Genomic DNA, 16,428 nt, shown 5'->3' with positions numbered 1-16,428 from the left:
CACAAAACGGGACGGTTTTCACCTATAATCAACAACTAATTTATATACGTACTTATACTGCTGCGGATTTAACCGTTTTCACGATTACGGCCGCCACCTTGTATGGGTCTGCGTTAGAAGCAGGTCTTCTATCTTCCAACCATCCTTTCCAACCTTTCTCTACGGTCATAATTGGAATTCTGATGGAAGCACCCCTATCGGAAACTCCGTAGCTGAAATCAGAGATGGAAGCAGTTTCGTGCTTACCGGTCAATCTTTCATCGTTGAACTCACCATAAACGGAAATGTGCTCCTTGGTTACCGGACGGAACGCTTCACATACTTTTTCGTAAGTTTCTTTGGAACCACAGGTTCTCAACAAAGTATTGGAGAAGTTGGCGTGCATACCGGAACCGTTCCAGTCACCTTTAATAGGTTTTGGGTGGTATTCAATGTAGTATCCGTAGCTTTCTGTCAATCTTTGTAGCATATAACGCGCTACCCAAATTTCATCACCGGCTTTCTTGGCACCTTTTGCGAACAATTGGAATTCCCACTGTCCGGCAGCAACCTCTTGGTTAATACCTTCAAAGGTAAGTCCAGCATCCAAGCAAAGGTCGGCATGCTCCTCAACAAGGTCTCTTCCCCAAGTATTTCTTCCACCAACGGAGCAGTAGTATAGCCCTTGTGGACCAGGATAACCACCAACAGGGAATCCTAAAGGTAGTTGGGTTGCAGTATCCATAATAAAGTATTCCTGCTCAAATCCAAACCAGAAATCATCATCCTCATCGTCAATAGTGGATCTGGAGTTGCTCTCGTGCGGGGTTCCGTCAGGATTCAACACCTCAGTCATTACCAAATAACCGTTTCTTCTTGCTGGGTCAGGGTAAATGGCAACAGGCTTCAACAGGCAGTCAGAGGAACCGCCTTCGGCTTGTTTGGTGGATGAACCATCGAAGGACCACATGGGGCAGTCTTCCAATTTGCCACTAAAATCCTCTTCTATTCTAGTTTTGCTTCTAATGTTGGCCGTTGGTTCATAACCATCCAACCATAGATACTCTAATTTAGATTTGCTCATAATTCTGGTAGTTAATCGTTCTCAATTTTATGATTCACAAAAATAGGTTTTTCATTTTATTATCAATGTTTTATGGGGGTAAAATCACAAATTTGAACCTATTATTTATATTACCCCTGTTTTATTTAGGGTAGAATGAAAAAAAAGTAATTTTTGCAGTATATTTTATTAAATTGTTAATTGTAGATTTGAAAATTAAATATTATTGAAAATGCCTAAAACACGATTCCAAGCCTTGGTAGAAAGCCGCAACAGGGAATATGCCACTATTAATGAGACAGGGAAAAGATCCGACCTGTTCGGTAAGCATGTTTTTAACGAAGAAAAAATGCTGCAATTTTTGACAGCAGAAGCCTTTGATAAAGTAAAATCAGCCATTTATCAAGGAAATAAGATCGACAGAAAGATTGCCGACCAAGTGGCCGAGGGTATGAAAGCTTGGGCACTGTCCATGGGGGCCACACATTATACGCATTGGTTCCAGCCATTAACAGGGGCCACCGCAGAAAAGCACGATGCATTTTTTGATATCCTTCCCGACGGAAGGGCCATGGAGAAGTTTGGGGGCGCACAATTGGTGCAGCAAGAACCCGATGCTTCCAGTTTTCCGAGCGGGGGAATCAGAAACACTTTTGAGGCACGCGGCTATACGGCTTGGGACCCGACCTCTCCAGCATTTATTTACAAAACAACCCTATGTATTCCTACCATATTTGTAGCTTATACCGGGGAAGCTCTGGACAATAAAGCGCCATTGTTGAGGGCGTTGCAAGCCATAGATCAGGCTGCCACAGGTGTAGCGCAGTATTTTGATAAGAATGTAAGAAAGGTGCATGCCACGCTAGGGTGGGAGCAAGAATATTTTTTGATTGATAAGTCATTGGTGAATTCCCGTTTGGACCTTTCCGTGACAGGGCGAACCCTAGTAGGTAATTTTTCGGCCAAGGGACAACAACTGGATGACCACTATTTTGGTGTGATACCGGCAAGGGTCCTAGGTTTTATGAGTGAACTGGAAAAGGAATGTACCAAACTTGGAATCCCTGTAAAAACACGTCATAATGAGGTGGCGCCAAACCAGTTCGAACTTGCCCCGGTTTTTGAAGAAGCCAATCTCTCCGTGGACCATAATTTATTGTTGATGGACGTGATGGAGGAGATAGCCGACAAGTACAACTTTTCCGTATTGTTCCACGAAAAGCCATTTGCAGGCATCAACGGGTCGGGCAAGCACAACAATTGGTCCTTGGGTACCGATACAGGGGTGAACCTATTGAGCCCAGGTACAACACCCATGAAAAACCTTCAGTTCCTCACTTTTTTCGTGAACACCATCAAAGCGGTGGATACCTACGAGGAATTGTTGAGAGCCTCTATAGCTTCGGCAAGTAATGACCACAGGTTGGGTGCCAATGAAGCACCGCCGCCTATTATTTCCATCTTTATAGGACAACAATTAAGCGATGTGCTGGACGAACTCGAAGGGGTTTCCAAAGGAAAATTGTCCCCTCAGGAAAAAACAGAGCTCAAGCTCAATGTGGTAGGTAAGATTCCGGAGATATTATTGGACAATACGGACAGGAACCGTACATCGCCATTTGCGTTCACCGGAAACAAGTTTGAGATGAGGGGGGTAGGTTCCAAGATGAACTGTGCCAAGCCCATGACCACGCTCAACACCATCGTTGCCAAACAGCTTACCGACTTTAAAAAAGAAGTGGATACGCTGATTGACAAGAAAAGCCTGAAAAAGGACGAAGCAGTGTTCAATGTGCTTCGAGAATACATAAAAACCTCCAAGCGCATCCGTTTTGAAGGGGATGGGTATGGTATTGAATGGCAAGAAGAAGCAAGAAGGCGAAAGTTGAGCTTCAATAAAAACACACCCGAGGCACTCCAAGTCATCACATCAAAGGAAAGCTACGAGCTCTTTAAGCAAATGGGCGTGATGAACGAAGTGGAGCTCAAGGCCCACAAAGAGGTGGAATTGGGCGCTTATATTTTCCATATTCAGATAGAAGGCCGTGTATTGGGCGAAATGGTGTACAACCACATCATTCCCGCTGCAATCAAGTACCAAAACATGCTGCTGGAGAACATTCATGGGTTAAAAGAGGTCTATGGAGCGGCGCACAAGAAAGTGGCCGAAGGCCAGCTGAATATTTTGGAACAGATCGGCGAACATATCGTGGAGATCAAAAAACTTACCGATGAAATGGCAGATGCTCGCAGAAGAGCCAATGGCATGTCGGTGGTTGATAAAAAAGCCCAGGCCTACTGTAATAATGTAAGGCCTTATTTTGATAAAATCCGGGAACACTCGGATACCTTGGAGAAATTGATTGCAGATGAATTTTGGCCATTTACCAAATACAGGGAAATGTTGTTTTCCAAATAGCATAACACTCAAAAGGAAAAGACGGAAAGCATATCAATAATTTGATGGCTTTCCGTTATTTTTGCCCAAACCATTTATATGTCATCGGATACCAGTAAAAGATATGCCCAAAGAGGTGTTTCGGCCTCCAAAGAAGATGTGCACAACGCAATCAAGAATATTGATAAAGGACTTTTCCCCAAAGCGTTCTGCAAAATTGTACCCGATTATTTAACAGGTAGCGAGGACCATTGTTTGGTGATGCACGCCGATGGTGCAGGTACCAAATCCTCCTTGGCATACATGTACTGGAAAGAAACAGGCGATGTTTCGGTCTGGAAAGGCATTGCCCAAGATGCACTTATTATGAATGTGGATGACCTGATCTGTGTGGGTGCCACAGATAACATACTGTTGTCATCGACCATTGGGCGGAACAAAAACTTGATTCCCGGTGAAGTGATTTCGGCCATCATCAATGGTACCGAAGCGCTTATTTCCGATTTGGAAAAGCATGGCATTACCATCCGTTCCACGGGAGGTGAAACCGCAGATGTGGGCGATTTGGTAAGAACCATTATCGTTGATTCCACGGTAACGGCCCGAATGGAACGAAAAAACGTGATAGATAACGCCAATATTAAAGCTGGAGATGTGATCGTTGGCCTAGCTTCCTTTGGAAAGGCGACTTATGAGACCGAATACAACGGAGGAATGGGCAGTAACGGATTAACATCTGCCCGGCACGATGTATTCTCCAAATATCTGGCTGAAAAATATCCGGAAAGCTTTGATGCATCGGTTCCGGAAGAATTGGTGTATTCCGGAAACACAAACCTCACAGATGCGGTACCCGATTCTCCATTAGATGCAGGGAAATTGGTGCTGTCCCCAACAAGAACCTACGCACCCATCATTAAAAAAGTACTGGAAAAATATACTTCCAAAGAAATACATGGCATGGTGCATTGTAGCGGAGGGGCACAGACCAAGATTCTTCATTTTGTGGATAATCTTCATATTATCAAGGACAATATGTTTGCGATTCCGCCCCTGTTCAAACTGATTCAAGAACAATCAGGTACCGATTGGAAAGAGATGTACCAGGTTTTTAACTGTGGACATCGTATGGAACTCTATGTGAATGAGCAGGTTGCGGAAGAAATCATCTCCATTTCCAAAAGTTTTGATGTGGATGCCCAAATTATTGGTCGTGTAGCATCCGCTAGCAGTAAAAAGTTGACTATCCAAAGCCCGTACGGCAACTTTGATTATTAACATACGATTTAGCTTGAAATAGCGTTCTTGTAATAAACCTCCCACGCTATGGAAAGAAAAGAGTTTCTGCGGAGTTTGGGCGCAGGCGCAGCCTTTGCACTTACATTCCCCTGTTTACAAGGGTGTTCCAAGGATGATGTGAACGGGGATATAGTGGAAGAGCCCACAGGTGTCGACTTTACCGTAGACCTTAGCTCGCAAGAAGCTCAAGCTTTGGCTTCCAATGGAGGTTTTATATTAAAAAACTTAGTGGTTATAGCTAAAAATTTAGAAGGCGAATATGTGGCGGCAAGTCAGGTTTGCAGTCATCAATCATATGATCAAGTGAGATTTGTAGATCAAAGTGGCGGTATTTTTTATTGCGATGTGCATGGATCTCGTTTTGATCAGGATGGAACACCCCTTAACCAAGTTGACAGTTCCCCCGCAAGAGCACTCAAGGTTTACAATACGGAACTCAACGGTTCCATTTTACGGATTTATGAATAGTTTTTTGAGTCCCAAATCTTATGAAACATCTAATCTACATACTGATTTTTGCATGTGCAGGCATACTTCAGGCCCAAGAATGGCAAGATAATTTTAATGATGCCCTTGCCAAAGCAGCTGTTGAGAACAAACCCATTGTTTTGGTCTTTTCCGGTTCGGATTGGTGTGCGCCATGTATCCGTTTAAAAAAACATGTTTTTGATAGCGGGGAGTTCAAAGCCTATGCCTCTGAGCATTATGTGATGTATGATGCGGATTTTCCCCGCAAAAAGAAAAATCAACTACCTGAAGAAAAATTAAATGTAAATAAGTCCTTGGCCGAAAAATATAACCCAAAGGGTTATTTTCCACTGGTTGTGGTAATGGACAAGAACCAAAACGTTTTGGGCACTACAGGTTTTGTGGCCCGAACCAGTCCCGAAAAATATATCAGAACACTTAACAAATTTCTAAAATGAAAAGCTTTATAGCCCTTATCTGCAGTTTTTCTTGCCTGCTGTCCTTTGGGCAGTCGAGGCAAACAGATGTCACTGTAAAAAAGACCCTAAAACTAATGGGTACCCGGTTCGAGATTACCGTGGTGGCACCGAACGAGGATATTGGCTACATTAATATAGACGAAGCTGTTTCGGAAATTGAGCGTATAGAAAAAATCATCTCATCATGGGACAAGGATTCCGAAACCTCTTTAATCAACAAAAATGCTGGAATCAAACCTGTGAAGGTGAGTCAGGAATTGATTGATCTAATCGAACGGTCCATCAAAATATCGGAAATAACAGATGGAGCTTTTGATATTACCTATGCCTCCATGGACGAGGTTTGGCGGTTTGATGGAACCATGGATAAAATTCCTTCAAAAGAAGAAATTGAAAAATCCATTGCAAAGGTCGGATATCAAAAAATACAGTTGGATCAAGATAACCAAACCGTTTTTTTGCCCGAAAAAGGAATGTGCATTGGATTTGGTGCTATCGGAAAGGGGTATGCTGCAGATAGGGCCAAAGAACTCTTGGTATCCAAAGATGTGAAAGGAGGAATCATCAATGCTTCGGGCGACCTTACCACTTGGGGCACCAAAGTGACCGGTGAAAAATGGTTGGTAGGTATTGCAAATCCATTGAGCAAGGATAAAGTGTTCAGTTGGTTGCCTATAATAGAATCTTCAGTGGCTACTTCGGGCAATTACGAGAAGTATATTGAGCTGGACGGAAAAAAATATTCACACATTATTGACCCGCGAACAGGATATCCTACCACAGGTGTTAATAGTGTATCGATTTTTGCCAAACAAGCTGAATTGTGCGATGCCCTTGCCACCGCAGTTTTTATAATGGGCAGGGACGTTGGTCTGCACATGATCAACCAGATCGATGGAGTAGAAGCCGTTGTGGTCGACTCCGAAAGCAAAATCCATAAAAGCTCGGGTATAATGTTCGATACGAACTAGAACATACTTAAAATATGGTAAAACCTCTTTTTTTGCTATTACTATTGATTTTCTCAAGTTCCTGTGTCGCCGTCCGCGAGTACGATAAAGTGTATGTGAACGACGAAGAGATGCAGTTGAGTGCGCGAGCTTGGGAACGTTTTGAAACCAATTTCCATGTTTATAGGGAGGCCTCCTCTGGTGCCAACGGAGGCAAGACAGGTGGTGGATGCGGATGTAATTGAATGGGAACTTCAAATGATTAATTTAAAAAACCTCATGGCCCGATCATCCAAATCAGCGAAAACCGTTTTCGTAGTCTTATTATTTTTGATGGTATCCTTGGGATGGTCGCAACAGGGAGATACCTCGTACAAGCGAAGGGTGTTGGAGGCAAGTGAGGTTGACATGCTTTTTAGTTATTACAGACAAGATGGGGAAAATGCGGCTGTTACAGGTGGCGAAGGTACCGAGGAATTAACGGATGCTACTTCTAGCATTGTCTTGCGAATGCCGATGAACGAGGATGATATTTTAACGGTGGATGTGGGGTTGTCCGCCTATACCTCGGCATCTTCCAGTAATGTAAATCCTTTGGATGGCGGAGCCAATGCTACTCCTTTTGATGCTTCTTCGGGAGAATCTCGAAAGGATGTATTGGCCTATGTCAAACCAACATATCGGCACAGTTCCGATGATCGTAATTCCATCTGGAGTGCCAATGCCTATTTTTCGTCGGAGTACGATTATTTTTCCATTGGATTTGGAGGCAGTTACACCAAGTTGTTCAACGAGAAGAACACAGAGGTCACACTAAGCGGTAATGTGTATTTGGATAAATGGAATGCACAGTACCCTATTGAGCTGCGTGATGGTTTCTTTGATGACCGTATCACCGGAAATGGTGCTTACAATCCCATTTTTTCCGAGTTTGAGTATGAAAAGCGGAATTCTTACTCACTATCCTTGAATTTCTCCCAGATTTTGGGCCAAAAATTGCAAGGTGCCCTTTTTGTGGATGTGGTCTCTCAGAACGGATTGTTGAGCACGCCATTCCAACGCGTGTACTTCTCGGATTTTGAAGATTTTTATATTGATGATTTTCAATTGGCGGATAATGTGGAGCAGTTGCCCGATAACCGGTTCAAAATACCTGTGGGCGGTAGGTTGAATTATTATTTGAACGATTTGGTCATACTGCGTTCCTACTACCGTTTTTATTGGGACGATTGGGGGATTCGTTCCCATACCACAAGTTTGGAAGCGCCTTTTAAGTTGACGGATAAATTCACCTTATACCCAAGTTACCGATACTACACACAAACCGCAGCCGACTATTTTTATCCCAAGGAGCAGGCATTATCCACCTCCGCGTTTTATACTTCGGACTATGATCTGTCCAAATACGATGCCCATCAGTATGGGATTGGGGTACAGTACAAGGATGTTTTTACCAGAGCCCGAGTGTTCAATTTTGGGTTGAAAACCATCAACCTGCGATTTAGCCAATATGATCGTAGTGATGGCCTCAATGCCTTTATTGTTACGCTTGGTACTACTTTTGTTGGAAACTGACCTCAATTCCTCATCGAGGGTTTGATTTTCCGGTGTTCTAGGTCGGAATGAATTAATTTTTTTCGTTTGAACACCTCGTTGGCTTGCTCCGAGGTAGTTGATTTTAAAAAATAATCCAACGAAAAAATCGTAAATTCGCATTCCCATTAGGAGGATTGATTTATGCTAGACAAACTCAACATTGTAAAACAGCGTTTTGATGAGGTTTCGGACCTGATCATACAACCCGATATTATTGCGGACCAAAAAAGGTACGTAAAGCTGAACAAAGAGTACAAAGACTTGAAGTTGCTCAGCGACAAACGCGACGAATACATAGCCCTTACCAACAATATCCAGGAAGCAGAAGAGATTATTGCCGACGGTAGTGATACAGAAATGTTGGAAATGGCCAAAATGCAATTGGATGAGGCCAAGAGTGCCTTGCCCAAATTGGAAGAAGAAATTAAATACCTTTTGATTCCCAAAGACCCTGAAGATGAAAAGAACGTGGTTATGGAAATCAGGGCTGGAACCGGAGGGGACGAGGCCAGTATTTTTGCCGGTGACCTGTTCCGTATGTACACCAAATATTGCGAATCCAAAGGATGGAAGACCAACGTAATCGATTTGAGTGAAGGAACCAGCGGCGGATACAAGGAAATCCATTTCGAGGTCAATGGCGAGGATGTGTACGGAACACTTAAGTTTGAGGCAGGAGTGCACCGTGTGCAACGCGTACCACAGACCGAAACCCAAGGTAGGGTGCACACCAGTGCGGCTACCGTTATGGTGATTCCCGAGGCGGAAGAGTTCGATGTTCAAATAGATCCAAAAGATGTGCGGATAGATTACTTCTGTTCCTCTGGACCTGGTGGACAGTCGGTGAACACCACTTATTCTGCGGTGCGTTTAACGCACGAGCCTACGGGTATCGTTGCGCAATGTCAGGACGAAAAGTCCCAACACAAGAACAAGGATAAAGCATTCAAGGTGCTTCGTGCCCGTTTGTACGATATGGAATTGGCCAAAAAACAGGCAGAGGATGCTGCCAAACGTAATTCGCAAGTGAGTAGTGGCGACCGTTCGGCAAAAATTCGCACCTACAATTATCCGCAGGGTAGGGTGACCGATCACAGAATTGGATTGACCCTTTATGATTTACAGAACATCATCAACGGGGATATCCAAAAAATCATCGATGAGTTGATGTTGGTGGAAAACACGGAAAAACTCAAAGAAGCCTCGGAGATATTTTAAGCTGTTAAAACCAAGTTCAAGTACGGTCGAGAATCCATCAAAATGAAGATTGAAGATTTAATTGCCCAGATACATCAAAAAAAATCGTTTCTCTGTGTTGGTCTCGACACTGATTTGGATAAGATCCCAAAACACCTTCTAAAAGAAGAAGACCCCATTTTTGCTTTCAACAAGGCCATCATTGATGCGACACATTCCTATTGTGTGGCTTATAAGCCCAATATCGCTTTTTATGAAGCGTATGGTCTAAAGGGTTGGAAATCCTTGGAGCGTACTATGGAGTATCTGAATACAAAGCATCCGGAAATGTTCACCATTGCCGATGCCAAGCGAGGGGATATCGGGAATACTTCAACACGGTACGCCAAGGCATTTTTTGAGACCATGGATTTTGATTCCATTACCATTGCACCCTACATGGGTAAAGATTCAGTGGAACCCTTTTTGGAATTTGAGGATAGGCACACCATTTTATTGGCATTGACGTCCAATCAAGGTGCTTTTGATTTTCAGACTAAAAATGTAAATGGTCAGGAACTGTATAAAGAAGTATTGTCCGTCTCCAAAACCTACAAAGGTTCGAAACGGTTAATGTATGTTGTTGGTGCGACGAAGGCTACTTATTTGGAAGATATTCGAAAAATTGTTCCAGAAAGTTTTTTGTTGGTACCTGGAGTGGGAGCGCAAGGAGGAAGTTTGCAGGAAGTTTGCAAGTATGGAATTACCAAGGATGTAGGTTTGCTGGTAAATTCCTCCCGGGGCATTTTGTATGCCTCCACCGATTTGGATTTTGCCGAAGTAGCTACGAATAAGGCACAGGAAATCCAGCAGCAAATGGAAATTGAACTGTCTAAACAGAAATAAGGTTCGGTTTACAGGCTTTCCAATACTTTTTTAATGCTCTGTGCTTTACTTTTAAAGAATTCACCCAATTGATTATCCTTACCGGCAACACTAGCGGCCTTTTCCATAAAATTTTGGTGCATTACCTCCAAAACCGAGGCTGCTTGGCTTAAACCTGTGATGGGCGTGACCGATCCAACTTTACAATACTGATTATTCATAGCTCTCAAGATTTGTTAATAACAAAGATACGTTCAAAACGGGCTTGTGGATTATGCCCAAGGGTGGTATACATCTATAAATCAGGTAAATTATCTAAAATTTAACGTATGGGTTCCTAACTGGCTTGATAGATTACATTTAGGTCGGATAAAATTAACGTACCTTTAAAAGGAGTCCTTTTTTGATAAAAAATTATGCTCATCATGAGGAAATCTGTCTTGACCCTGACCATTTTACTTCAGTTTGTTCTATATGCCCAAAATGATGACAGTTGCAATTGCTGTACGGAAAATCACAGGGCTTTTGATTTTTGGATAGGAGAATGGAATGTGGTCAATTCACAGGATGGAAGCCCAGCCGGGTCCAGTGTAATCAGTAAGGAAGAAGATGGTTGTGTGATTCGAGAAAATTGGACCAGTGCCAAAGCAGGATATACGGGAACCAGTCTTAATTTTTACAATGCAGAAATCAATCAGTGGGAGCAATTGTGGGTGGACAATGTTGGGGATGTTCTAAAATTGAGGGGCAATAAGGTGGATAACCAGATGATTTTGGTTTCGGAGGAGTTTGAAAAGGATGGTAAAACCTTTATAAATCGAATCACATGGACCAAAAACGATGATGGAACCGTGAGGCAATTATGGCAGGTTGTGGGAAATGATGGTACTGTTTCAGTTGCTTTTGATGGATTGTACCAAAAAGTCAAGAAAACAAAAAACCGGTGAAGAACACCGGTTTTTAAACTAACTAACTCAAAAAAATGCTAACTCAGATAACTTTTACAAAATTCAAGTTTAACCTTCAGGTCAAGGTTAATTTAACTTTAGGAATTTGTTATAATTATTCTTGATTATTGAGTTTATAACGACTTCTTTTTGGAGTTATTGCGTTTTTGACAAAAAATTATGATTAATCTTGAAGCGCAAAGACCTTTTTTAACAAATCTGTTGTCCTGGACGAAACTTTTGTCCTAATTTCTTTCTCTTCCACGGCGATCATCGTATATACACCTTCCAAAGCTTCGTTGGTGGTATAATCTGTTAAATCCGGGTTTACATCGTTGGTAAGCGGCAAACTATTGTACTTGGTGATAATGTTGCTCCAGATTTGGTCGGCCCCTACTTTTTGGAACGAGTTTTTGATGATTGGGTTGAATTTATTGTAGAGCTGGGTACGAGTGGCCTGTTGTAAATATTGGGTCGCCGCATTGTCGTTCCCCAAAAGAATTTGTTTGGCATCATTGAAAGTGATGCCCTTTACAGCATCCACAAATATTGGAGTGGCTTCGCCCACGGCATCCTCGGCAGCCCTGTTGATGATCCTAAGTCCTTCATCGGCCAAATTGGACAAACCAACATCACGCAAGGTCTTATCCACTTTTTGAAGCTCTTCGGGCAGCAATATTTTTACCAGTTCATTCTTATAGAATCCATTTTCACTGGTAAGTTTGTTTACTTGCTTTTCAATGCCCATATTGAGGGCTTCTCGCAATCCCTGGGCTATTTGGTCGTTTCCGATACCTGCTGTTCCTTGGGGCAATTGATTTACAACTTGCTGCAATTCAGCACAGCCTACAAGTTGAAATACCAATACGCATAACAATAGTCTTTTCATGGTTAAATTTTTAAGTTGATATGAAAATACTCCGAATTACCTTAATTCAAAAACCAATCCAGTTTTAGCACCGATTTCCATAGCTTGATTCATTTCATATTCCTGCCCTGAAATTATTTCCATCCCTTTTTGGTGCCCTTGGATACCTTCCGAAAATCGCTCGAGGTCAATTGTTTGGTCTTTATCGGAATTGTTCAAGACCACCATTACAGTTTCATCAGGATGTTCTGGCAAGTATCTAAAATATACGTAGACGTTGTTTATGGGAGAAAAGTGAAGGGTTTTACCAAAATGAATGGCTTTTTTTTCTTTTCGCCAGTTTAATAATTTTTGGCTAAAATCGAAATACTCATTTTGTACATCGGTTCTTCCCTCGGAAGTAAAGGCATTTTGTTCATCTGCGGCCCATCCGCCCGGGAAATCGCGACGTATATCGCCGTCGCCCTTGCCCTTGTCTCCCAACATTCCTATTTCATCACCATAATAGATCTGTGGTATTCCACGTAGGGTCATGATCAAGGTGAGTGCCATTTTGTATTTGTCCACATCGCCATCAAATTCCTGATTGATACGGTTGACATCGTGGTTGCCCATTTTTATCAAAAGGTTGTTGATATTGGGGTAGAGGAAATCCTTGGTCAAATGATCGTAAACCCGATATACACCGTCTCCCCAATTTTGCTCATCCTCTTTGAAAACCTTTGGTAGAATATCGTGCAGCGGAAAATCCATTACTGTGGGCAAATTGGAATTGAACCCTTGTATGGCGCCGATTTTACTGTCTTTTTGCCAATAGGCGATGTGAGCGGTTTCATGCATGAAAATTTCTCCCATAATGTTGAAGTTGGGATACTCTTCCATCACACGGGTTACCCACTCGGTAATTCCTTGCTTGTCGTTGTATGGGTAGGTGTCCACCCGGATGCCATCCAAATCCCCGCTCTCTATCCACCAAATGGCATTTTGTACCAAGTAGTTTATTAGCATGGGATTGTTTTCGTTCATGTCGGGCATGGTGTAGTCGAACCATCCATCCATACAGCCCTTGGCATCGATTTGCGAGGCGTAGGGGTCAAACTGGGTAGTTTGGATATAGTTACTTCGCTTAAACCCATTTTCTCCACCTTCCCAATAGTGTATCCAGTCACTCGAAGGTAAATCCTGGATTAGCCAATGGCTCAATCCCCAATGGTTGGGGACAAAATCCATAATATGCTTCATGTCCCGCTGATGGAGTTCTGCGGAAAGTTTTGCGAAATCTTCGTTGGAACCATAACGTGGGTCAATTTTGTAAAGGTCGCTACTCGCATAACCGTGGTACGAATAGACTTTTTCGTTGTCCAAAGTAAGCGGTGTACTCCACAATGTGGTGGCTCCAAGTTCGTGGATGTAATCCAAATGATCGATGATTCCCTGGATATCTCCACCATGCCTGCCACCTTGGTGCTCTCTGTTGGCTTTTTCAATGGTCTCCGGAGTACTGTCGTTTGATGGATTTCCGTTGGCAAACCGGTCCGGCATCAGAAGGTATATCACATCTGATGAGTCGAAGCCTTTTCTTTGCGCGGAATTTTCACGCCGGGATTTGAACTCATACGCATAGGAATCCACCGTCTTACGTCCTTTTTTGAAGGATAAAGTCTGTGTTTCAGCGGTAATTCCATCTGTGTCAATCGTTACGAACAGATAATTGGGGTTTTCCACTTTCACCACTTTTTTGATGGTGACATTTCCTGAAAATTCAGGTTGTAGGTCACTGATATTGTCGCCATAGACCAAAAGTTCCAATTCGGTCTGTTTCATTCCAGTCCACCAATAAGGGGGCTCTACACGTTCTACTTGGCCAAATGTATTTGCACAAATGGCCAAGAAAACCAAGATTATCAATTTTTTCATGATGTTTTTCTAATTGTTTAAAGGGTATCGTCAAAAGATGGATTAAGAAAGTTGGACGGGTTCGCCGTTCACCAAAATTTCCAAAGCTTCTCCTTCGTTCATATCAAAGGTGGTTCCGTCTTGGGTTACCGTCACTTTTAAGATCCTATCCCTGAAATTGATTTTAAAGGAATACCTCTCCCACTGGTCAGGGATTTTTGGTGCAAAGCATAGCTTTCCATCCCGTACCCTCATACCACCAAAACCTTCTACAATGCTCATCCATGTACCGGCCATTGAGGTAATGTGCAATCCTTCTTCCACCTCTTTGTTGTAATCGTCCAAATCCAATCTGGATGTACGGAGGTAAAAGGTGTAGGCTTGCTCCATGCGGTCCAATTTCGCAGCTTGAACGGAATGCACACAAGGCGATAGCGAAGACTCATGAACGGTAAATGGTTCATAAAAATCGAAATGCTTTTCGAGCTCTTCGTCGGTAAAGTGATCTTCGAAGAAATAGAATCCTTGCAAGGTATCGGCCTGCTTAATGTATGGAGACCTTAGAATGCGGTCCCAACTCCAATGTTGGTTGATGGGACACTCTTTTTTATCCAAATCGGCCACGCGGACCAAATCTTTATCCAAGAAACCATCTTGCTGCAGGTAAACCCCATGCTCTTCGGAGTAAGGAAAATACATGTGGGCGGCAACTTTTTTCCAAAGCCCTGTCTCGTCGTTGGACAATTGTGTTTTGTCCATTACCCTTTTGTAGTCGGAAGGGTAGTTCTGTTGCACATGTTCCAATTGTTCCAATGCGTATTCCAAACACCATTTGGCCATATAGTTGGTGTACCAATTGTTGTGCACGTTGTTTTCATACTCATTTGGCCCTGTTACACCAAGCATTACATATTTGTTACGGTTTTCGGACCAGTTAACACGTTGCTGCCAAAAACGGGCTATTCCAATCAGGACTTCCAATCCCATTTCAGGTACGTAACTGTAATCCTCGGTATAGCGGGTATAATTGTAAATGGCATAGGCTATGGCACCGTTTCTATGGATTTCCTCAAAGGTGATTTCCCATTCATTGTGGCATTCTTCACCATTCATGGTTACCATGGGATAGAGGGCGGCACCGTTTTTAAAGCCTAGCTTTTCAGCGTTTTCAATGGCCTTGTCCAAGTGGTTGTACCTGTATTTGAGCAATTTTCGGGCTACTTCCTGATTCTTGGTCGCCATATAGAAGGGCAGACAGTATGCCTCGGTATCCCAATAGGTGCTGCCGCCATATTTTTCTCCTGTAAAACCTTTGGGGCCAATGTTCAATTTAGAATCCGTTCCCGTGTAGGTCTGATTCAGTTGGAAAATATTGAATCGAATGCCTTGTTGTGCTTTTACATCGCCTTCGATATGGATATCGCTCATCTCCCAGACCTGTGCCCAAGCTTTTTTCTGTTCTTCCAGAAGTCCATCAAACCCAAGGGAAGATACTTCGTCCAAAACAACCTTGGCAGCTGTAGTCAATTTATCGGCTTTATGATTACGATCTACCGTATACCCTCCGTACTTGATTAAGCTTATCTTTTCTCCCTTTTTTATTTTCTGAGCAAATTCGAAACCAATGGAAAGCTCTTTTTTATTCTCGGAATCGGGTGTGGTTTTTATGTTGTCGTTGTATACCAAATGGGCCTGCATGAATGTGCACACATTGAAATGGGTCTTCATGGTGTGAGACTCAATAAATGCCCTGTTTTTTTCTGATGTTACCTTTGTGGTATTCCAAAATTTGTCGTCCCAGTTGCTGTCCTCATTGGTTATGCCCGCATCGATATAGGGTTTAAAGACAACTGAAGCGCCGGAATTAAGCGGAGTGATATCAAACTTAATGGCCCCAACTTCATCATGCGATAGACTCAAAAACCGTGTAGCAACGACTTCAAGTTGAATGTTGTTAGGGGTTGTGGCGACAAAGCTTCTTTGGTACCAACCCTCTTTCATATTCAGTTCGCGCTTAAAATTTTTAACGTTGGAGCAGGTGGCCAAATCCAAAGGTATTCCATCTATCTCAATATCGATACCGATCCAGTTGGGAGCATTCAGTACTTTGGCGAAATATTCGGGATAGCCATTTTTCCACCAGCCCACACGGGTTTTGTCGGGATAGTATACCCCTCCGATATAGCTGCCTTGGAAAGTGGGGCCTGAATAGGATTCTTCGAAATTGGCACGTTGTCCCATGGCTCCATTTCCCATACTGAAAAGGCTTTCGGAAGACTTTACGCGTTCCTTATCAAAACCCTCTTCAATAAGGCTCCATGGATTGGGTTGTATATAGTCTTGATTCATTTTTTACTGTTGATTGACGTGTTTCTTTTTTGTATAAAATCTAAAACCTATGGTTTTGTTTTTGTGTGTGTTAGG

At 42.8% G+C, this 16,428-nt stretch carries 15 protein-coding genes; 10 read left to right on the top strand and 5 right to left on the bottom strand.

Annotated elements, in window-relative coordinates; translation table 11 throughout:
• Positions 1 to 52: 52 nt before the first annotated feature.
• On the bottom strand, positions 53 to 1,063 hold the full coding sequence (locus AC13CC_RS16350) for a glutamine synthetase beta-grasp domain-containing protein (protein ID WP_482877036.1): 1,011 nt from the start codon (positions 1,061 to 1,063) through the stop codon (positions 53 to 55).
• A gap of 211 nt (positions 1,064 to 1,274) precedes the next feature.
• Between AC13CC_RS16350 and AC13CC_RS16345 the strand changes: the two genes are divergently transcribed.
• The 9 genes from AC13CC_RS16345 to pyrF all read left to right on the top strand — a co-directional run bounded on the left by AC13CC_RS16345 (position 1,275) and on the right by pyrF (position 10,314).
• Entirely contained in the window at positions 1,275 to 3,461 is a 2,187-nt protein-coding gene (locus AC13CC_RS16345; protein WP_482877034.1) for a glutamine synthetase III family protein, read from the top strand.
• Positions 3,462 to 3,539: 78 nt separating this feature from the next.
• On the top strand, positions 3,540 to 4,718 hold the full coding sequence (locus AC13CC_RS16340) for an AIR synthase related protein (RefSeq protein WP_482877032.1): 1,179 nt from the start codon (positions 3,540 to 3,542) through the stop codon (positions 4,716 to 4,718).
• A gap of 48 nt (positions 4,719 to 4,766) precedes the next feature.
• Positions 4,767 to 5,207, top strand: coding sequence for a QcrA and Rieske domain-containing protein (locus AC13CC_RS16335; RefSeq protein WP_326277966.1), 441 nt, complete (start codon positions 4,767 to 4,769; stop codon positions 5,205 to 5,207).
• 20 nt (positions 5,208 to 5,227) lie between these two features.
• Positions 5,228 to 5,665, top strand: coding sequence for a thioredoxin family protein (locus AC13CC_RS16330; protein WP_482877030.1), 438 nt, complete (start codon positions 5,228 to 5,230; stop codon positions 5,663 to 5,665).
• Entirely contained in the window at positions 5,662 to 6,657 is a 996-nt protein-coding gene (locus AC13CC_RS16325) for an FAD:protein FMN transferase (protein ID WP_326277962.1), read from the top strand. The genes AC13CC_RS16330 and AC13CC_RS16325 overlap by 4 nt, the downstream gene beginning before the upstream one ends.
• A gap of 14 nt (positions 6,658 to 6,671) precedes the next feature.
• Positions 6,672 to 6,881, top strand: a complete 210-nt coding sequence (locus AC13CC_RS16320; RefSeq protein WP_482877028.1) for a DUF4266 domain-containing protein — start codon at positions 6,672 to 6,674, stop codon at positions 6,879 to 6,881.
• Positions 6,882 to 6,915: 34 nt separating this feature from the next.
• Positions 6,916 to 8,211: a DUF3570 domain-containing protein gene (locus AC13CC_RS16315; protein ID WP_326277959.1), complete on the top strand. Its 1,296-nt coding sequence runs from the start codon at positions 6,916 to 6,918 to the stop codon at positions 8,209 to 8,211.
• A gap of 162 nt (positions 8,212 to 8,373) precedes the next feature.
• Complete coding sequence (prfA, locus tag AC13CC_RS16310; protein ID WP_163625910.1) at positions 8,374 to 9,450, top strand: peptide chain release factor 1; 1,077 nt, start codon at positions 8,374 to 8,376, stop codon at positions 9,448 to 9,450.
• 42 nt (positions 9,451 to 9,492) lie between these two features.
• The gene (gene pyrF / locus AC13CC_RS16305) at positions 9,493 to 10,314 is read left to right on the top strand and encodes an orotidine-5'-phosphate decarboxylase (RefSeq protein ID WP_482877026.1); all 822 of its coding nucleotides are present in this window, start codon (positions 9,493 to 9,495) and stop codon (positions 10,312 to 10,314) included.
• An 8-nt stretch (positions 10,315 to 10,322) separates the two neighbouring features.
• On the opposite strand, the gene AC13CC_RS16300 is transcribed toward pyrF, so the two are convergent.
• Positions 10,323 to 10,514: a hypothetical protein gene (locus AC13CC_RS16300; RefSeq protein ID WP_163625908.1), complete on the bottom strand. Its 192-nt coding sequence runs from the start codon at positions 10,512 to 10,514 to the stop codon at positions 10,323 to 10,325.
• Between the two features lie 204 nt (positions 10,515 to 10,718).
• Here AC13CC_RS16300 and AC13CC_RS16295 point away from each other — a divergent pair, with 204 nt between their 5' ends.
• Positions 10,719 to 11,240: a hypothetical protein gene (locus AC13CC_RS16295; protein WP_482877024.1), complete on the top strand. Its 522-nt coding sequence runs from the start codon at positions 10,719 to 10,721 to the stop codon at positions 11,238 to 11,240.
• A gap of 184 nt (positions 11,241 to 11,424) precedes the next feature.
• Here AC13CC_RS16295 and AC13CC_RS16290 read toward each other — a convergent pair whose 3' ends face one another.
• Genes AC13CC_RS16290 through AC13CC_RS16280 form a run of 3 tightly spaced genes read right to left on the bottom strand, consistent with a single transcriptional unit; the run spans position 11,425 to position 16,353 of the window.
• Positions 11,425 to 12,129, bottom strand: a complete 705-nt coding sequence (locus tag AC13CC_RS16290) for a DUF4197 domain-containing protein (RefSeq protein WP_482877022.1) — start codon at positions 12,127 to 12,129, stop codon at positions 11,425 to 11,427.
• A gap of 36 nt (positions 12,130 to 12,165) precedes the next feature.
• Entirely contained in the window at positions 12,166 to 14,025 is a 1,860-nt protein-coding gene (locus AC13CC_RS16285; RefSeq protein WP_482877020.1) for a glycoside hydrolase family 13 protein, read from the bottom strand.
• Between the two features lie 42 nt (positions 14,026 to 14,067).
• A complete protein-coding gene (locus AC13CC_RS16280; RefSeq protein ID WP_482877018.1) occupies positions 14,068 to 16,353 on the bottom strand; it encodes a glycoside hydrolase family 65 protein in 2,286 nt (761 codons plus the stop codon).
• Positions 16,354 to 16,428: the final 75 nt, after the last annotated feature.

The sequence above is a fragment of the Flagellimonas sp. L-11 genome, assembly GCF_056857735.1.
This window is presented reverse-complemented; position numbering and strand designations above follow the sequence as displayed.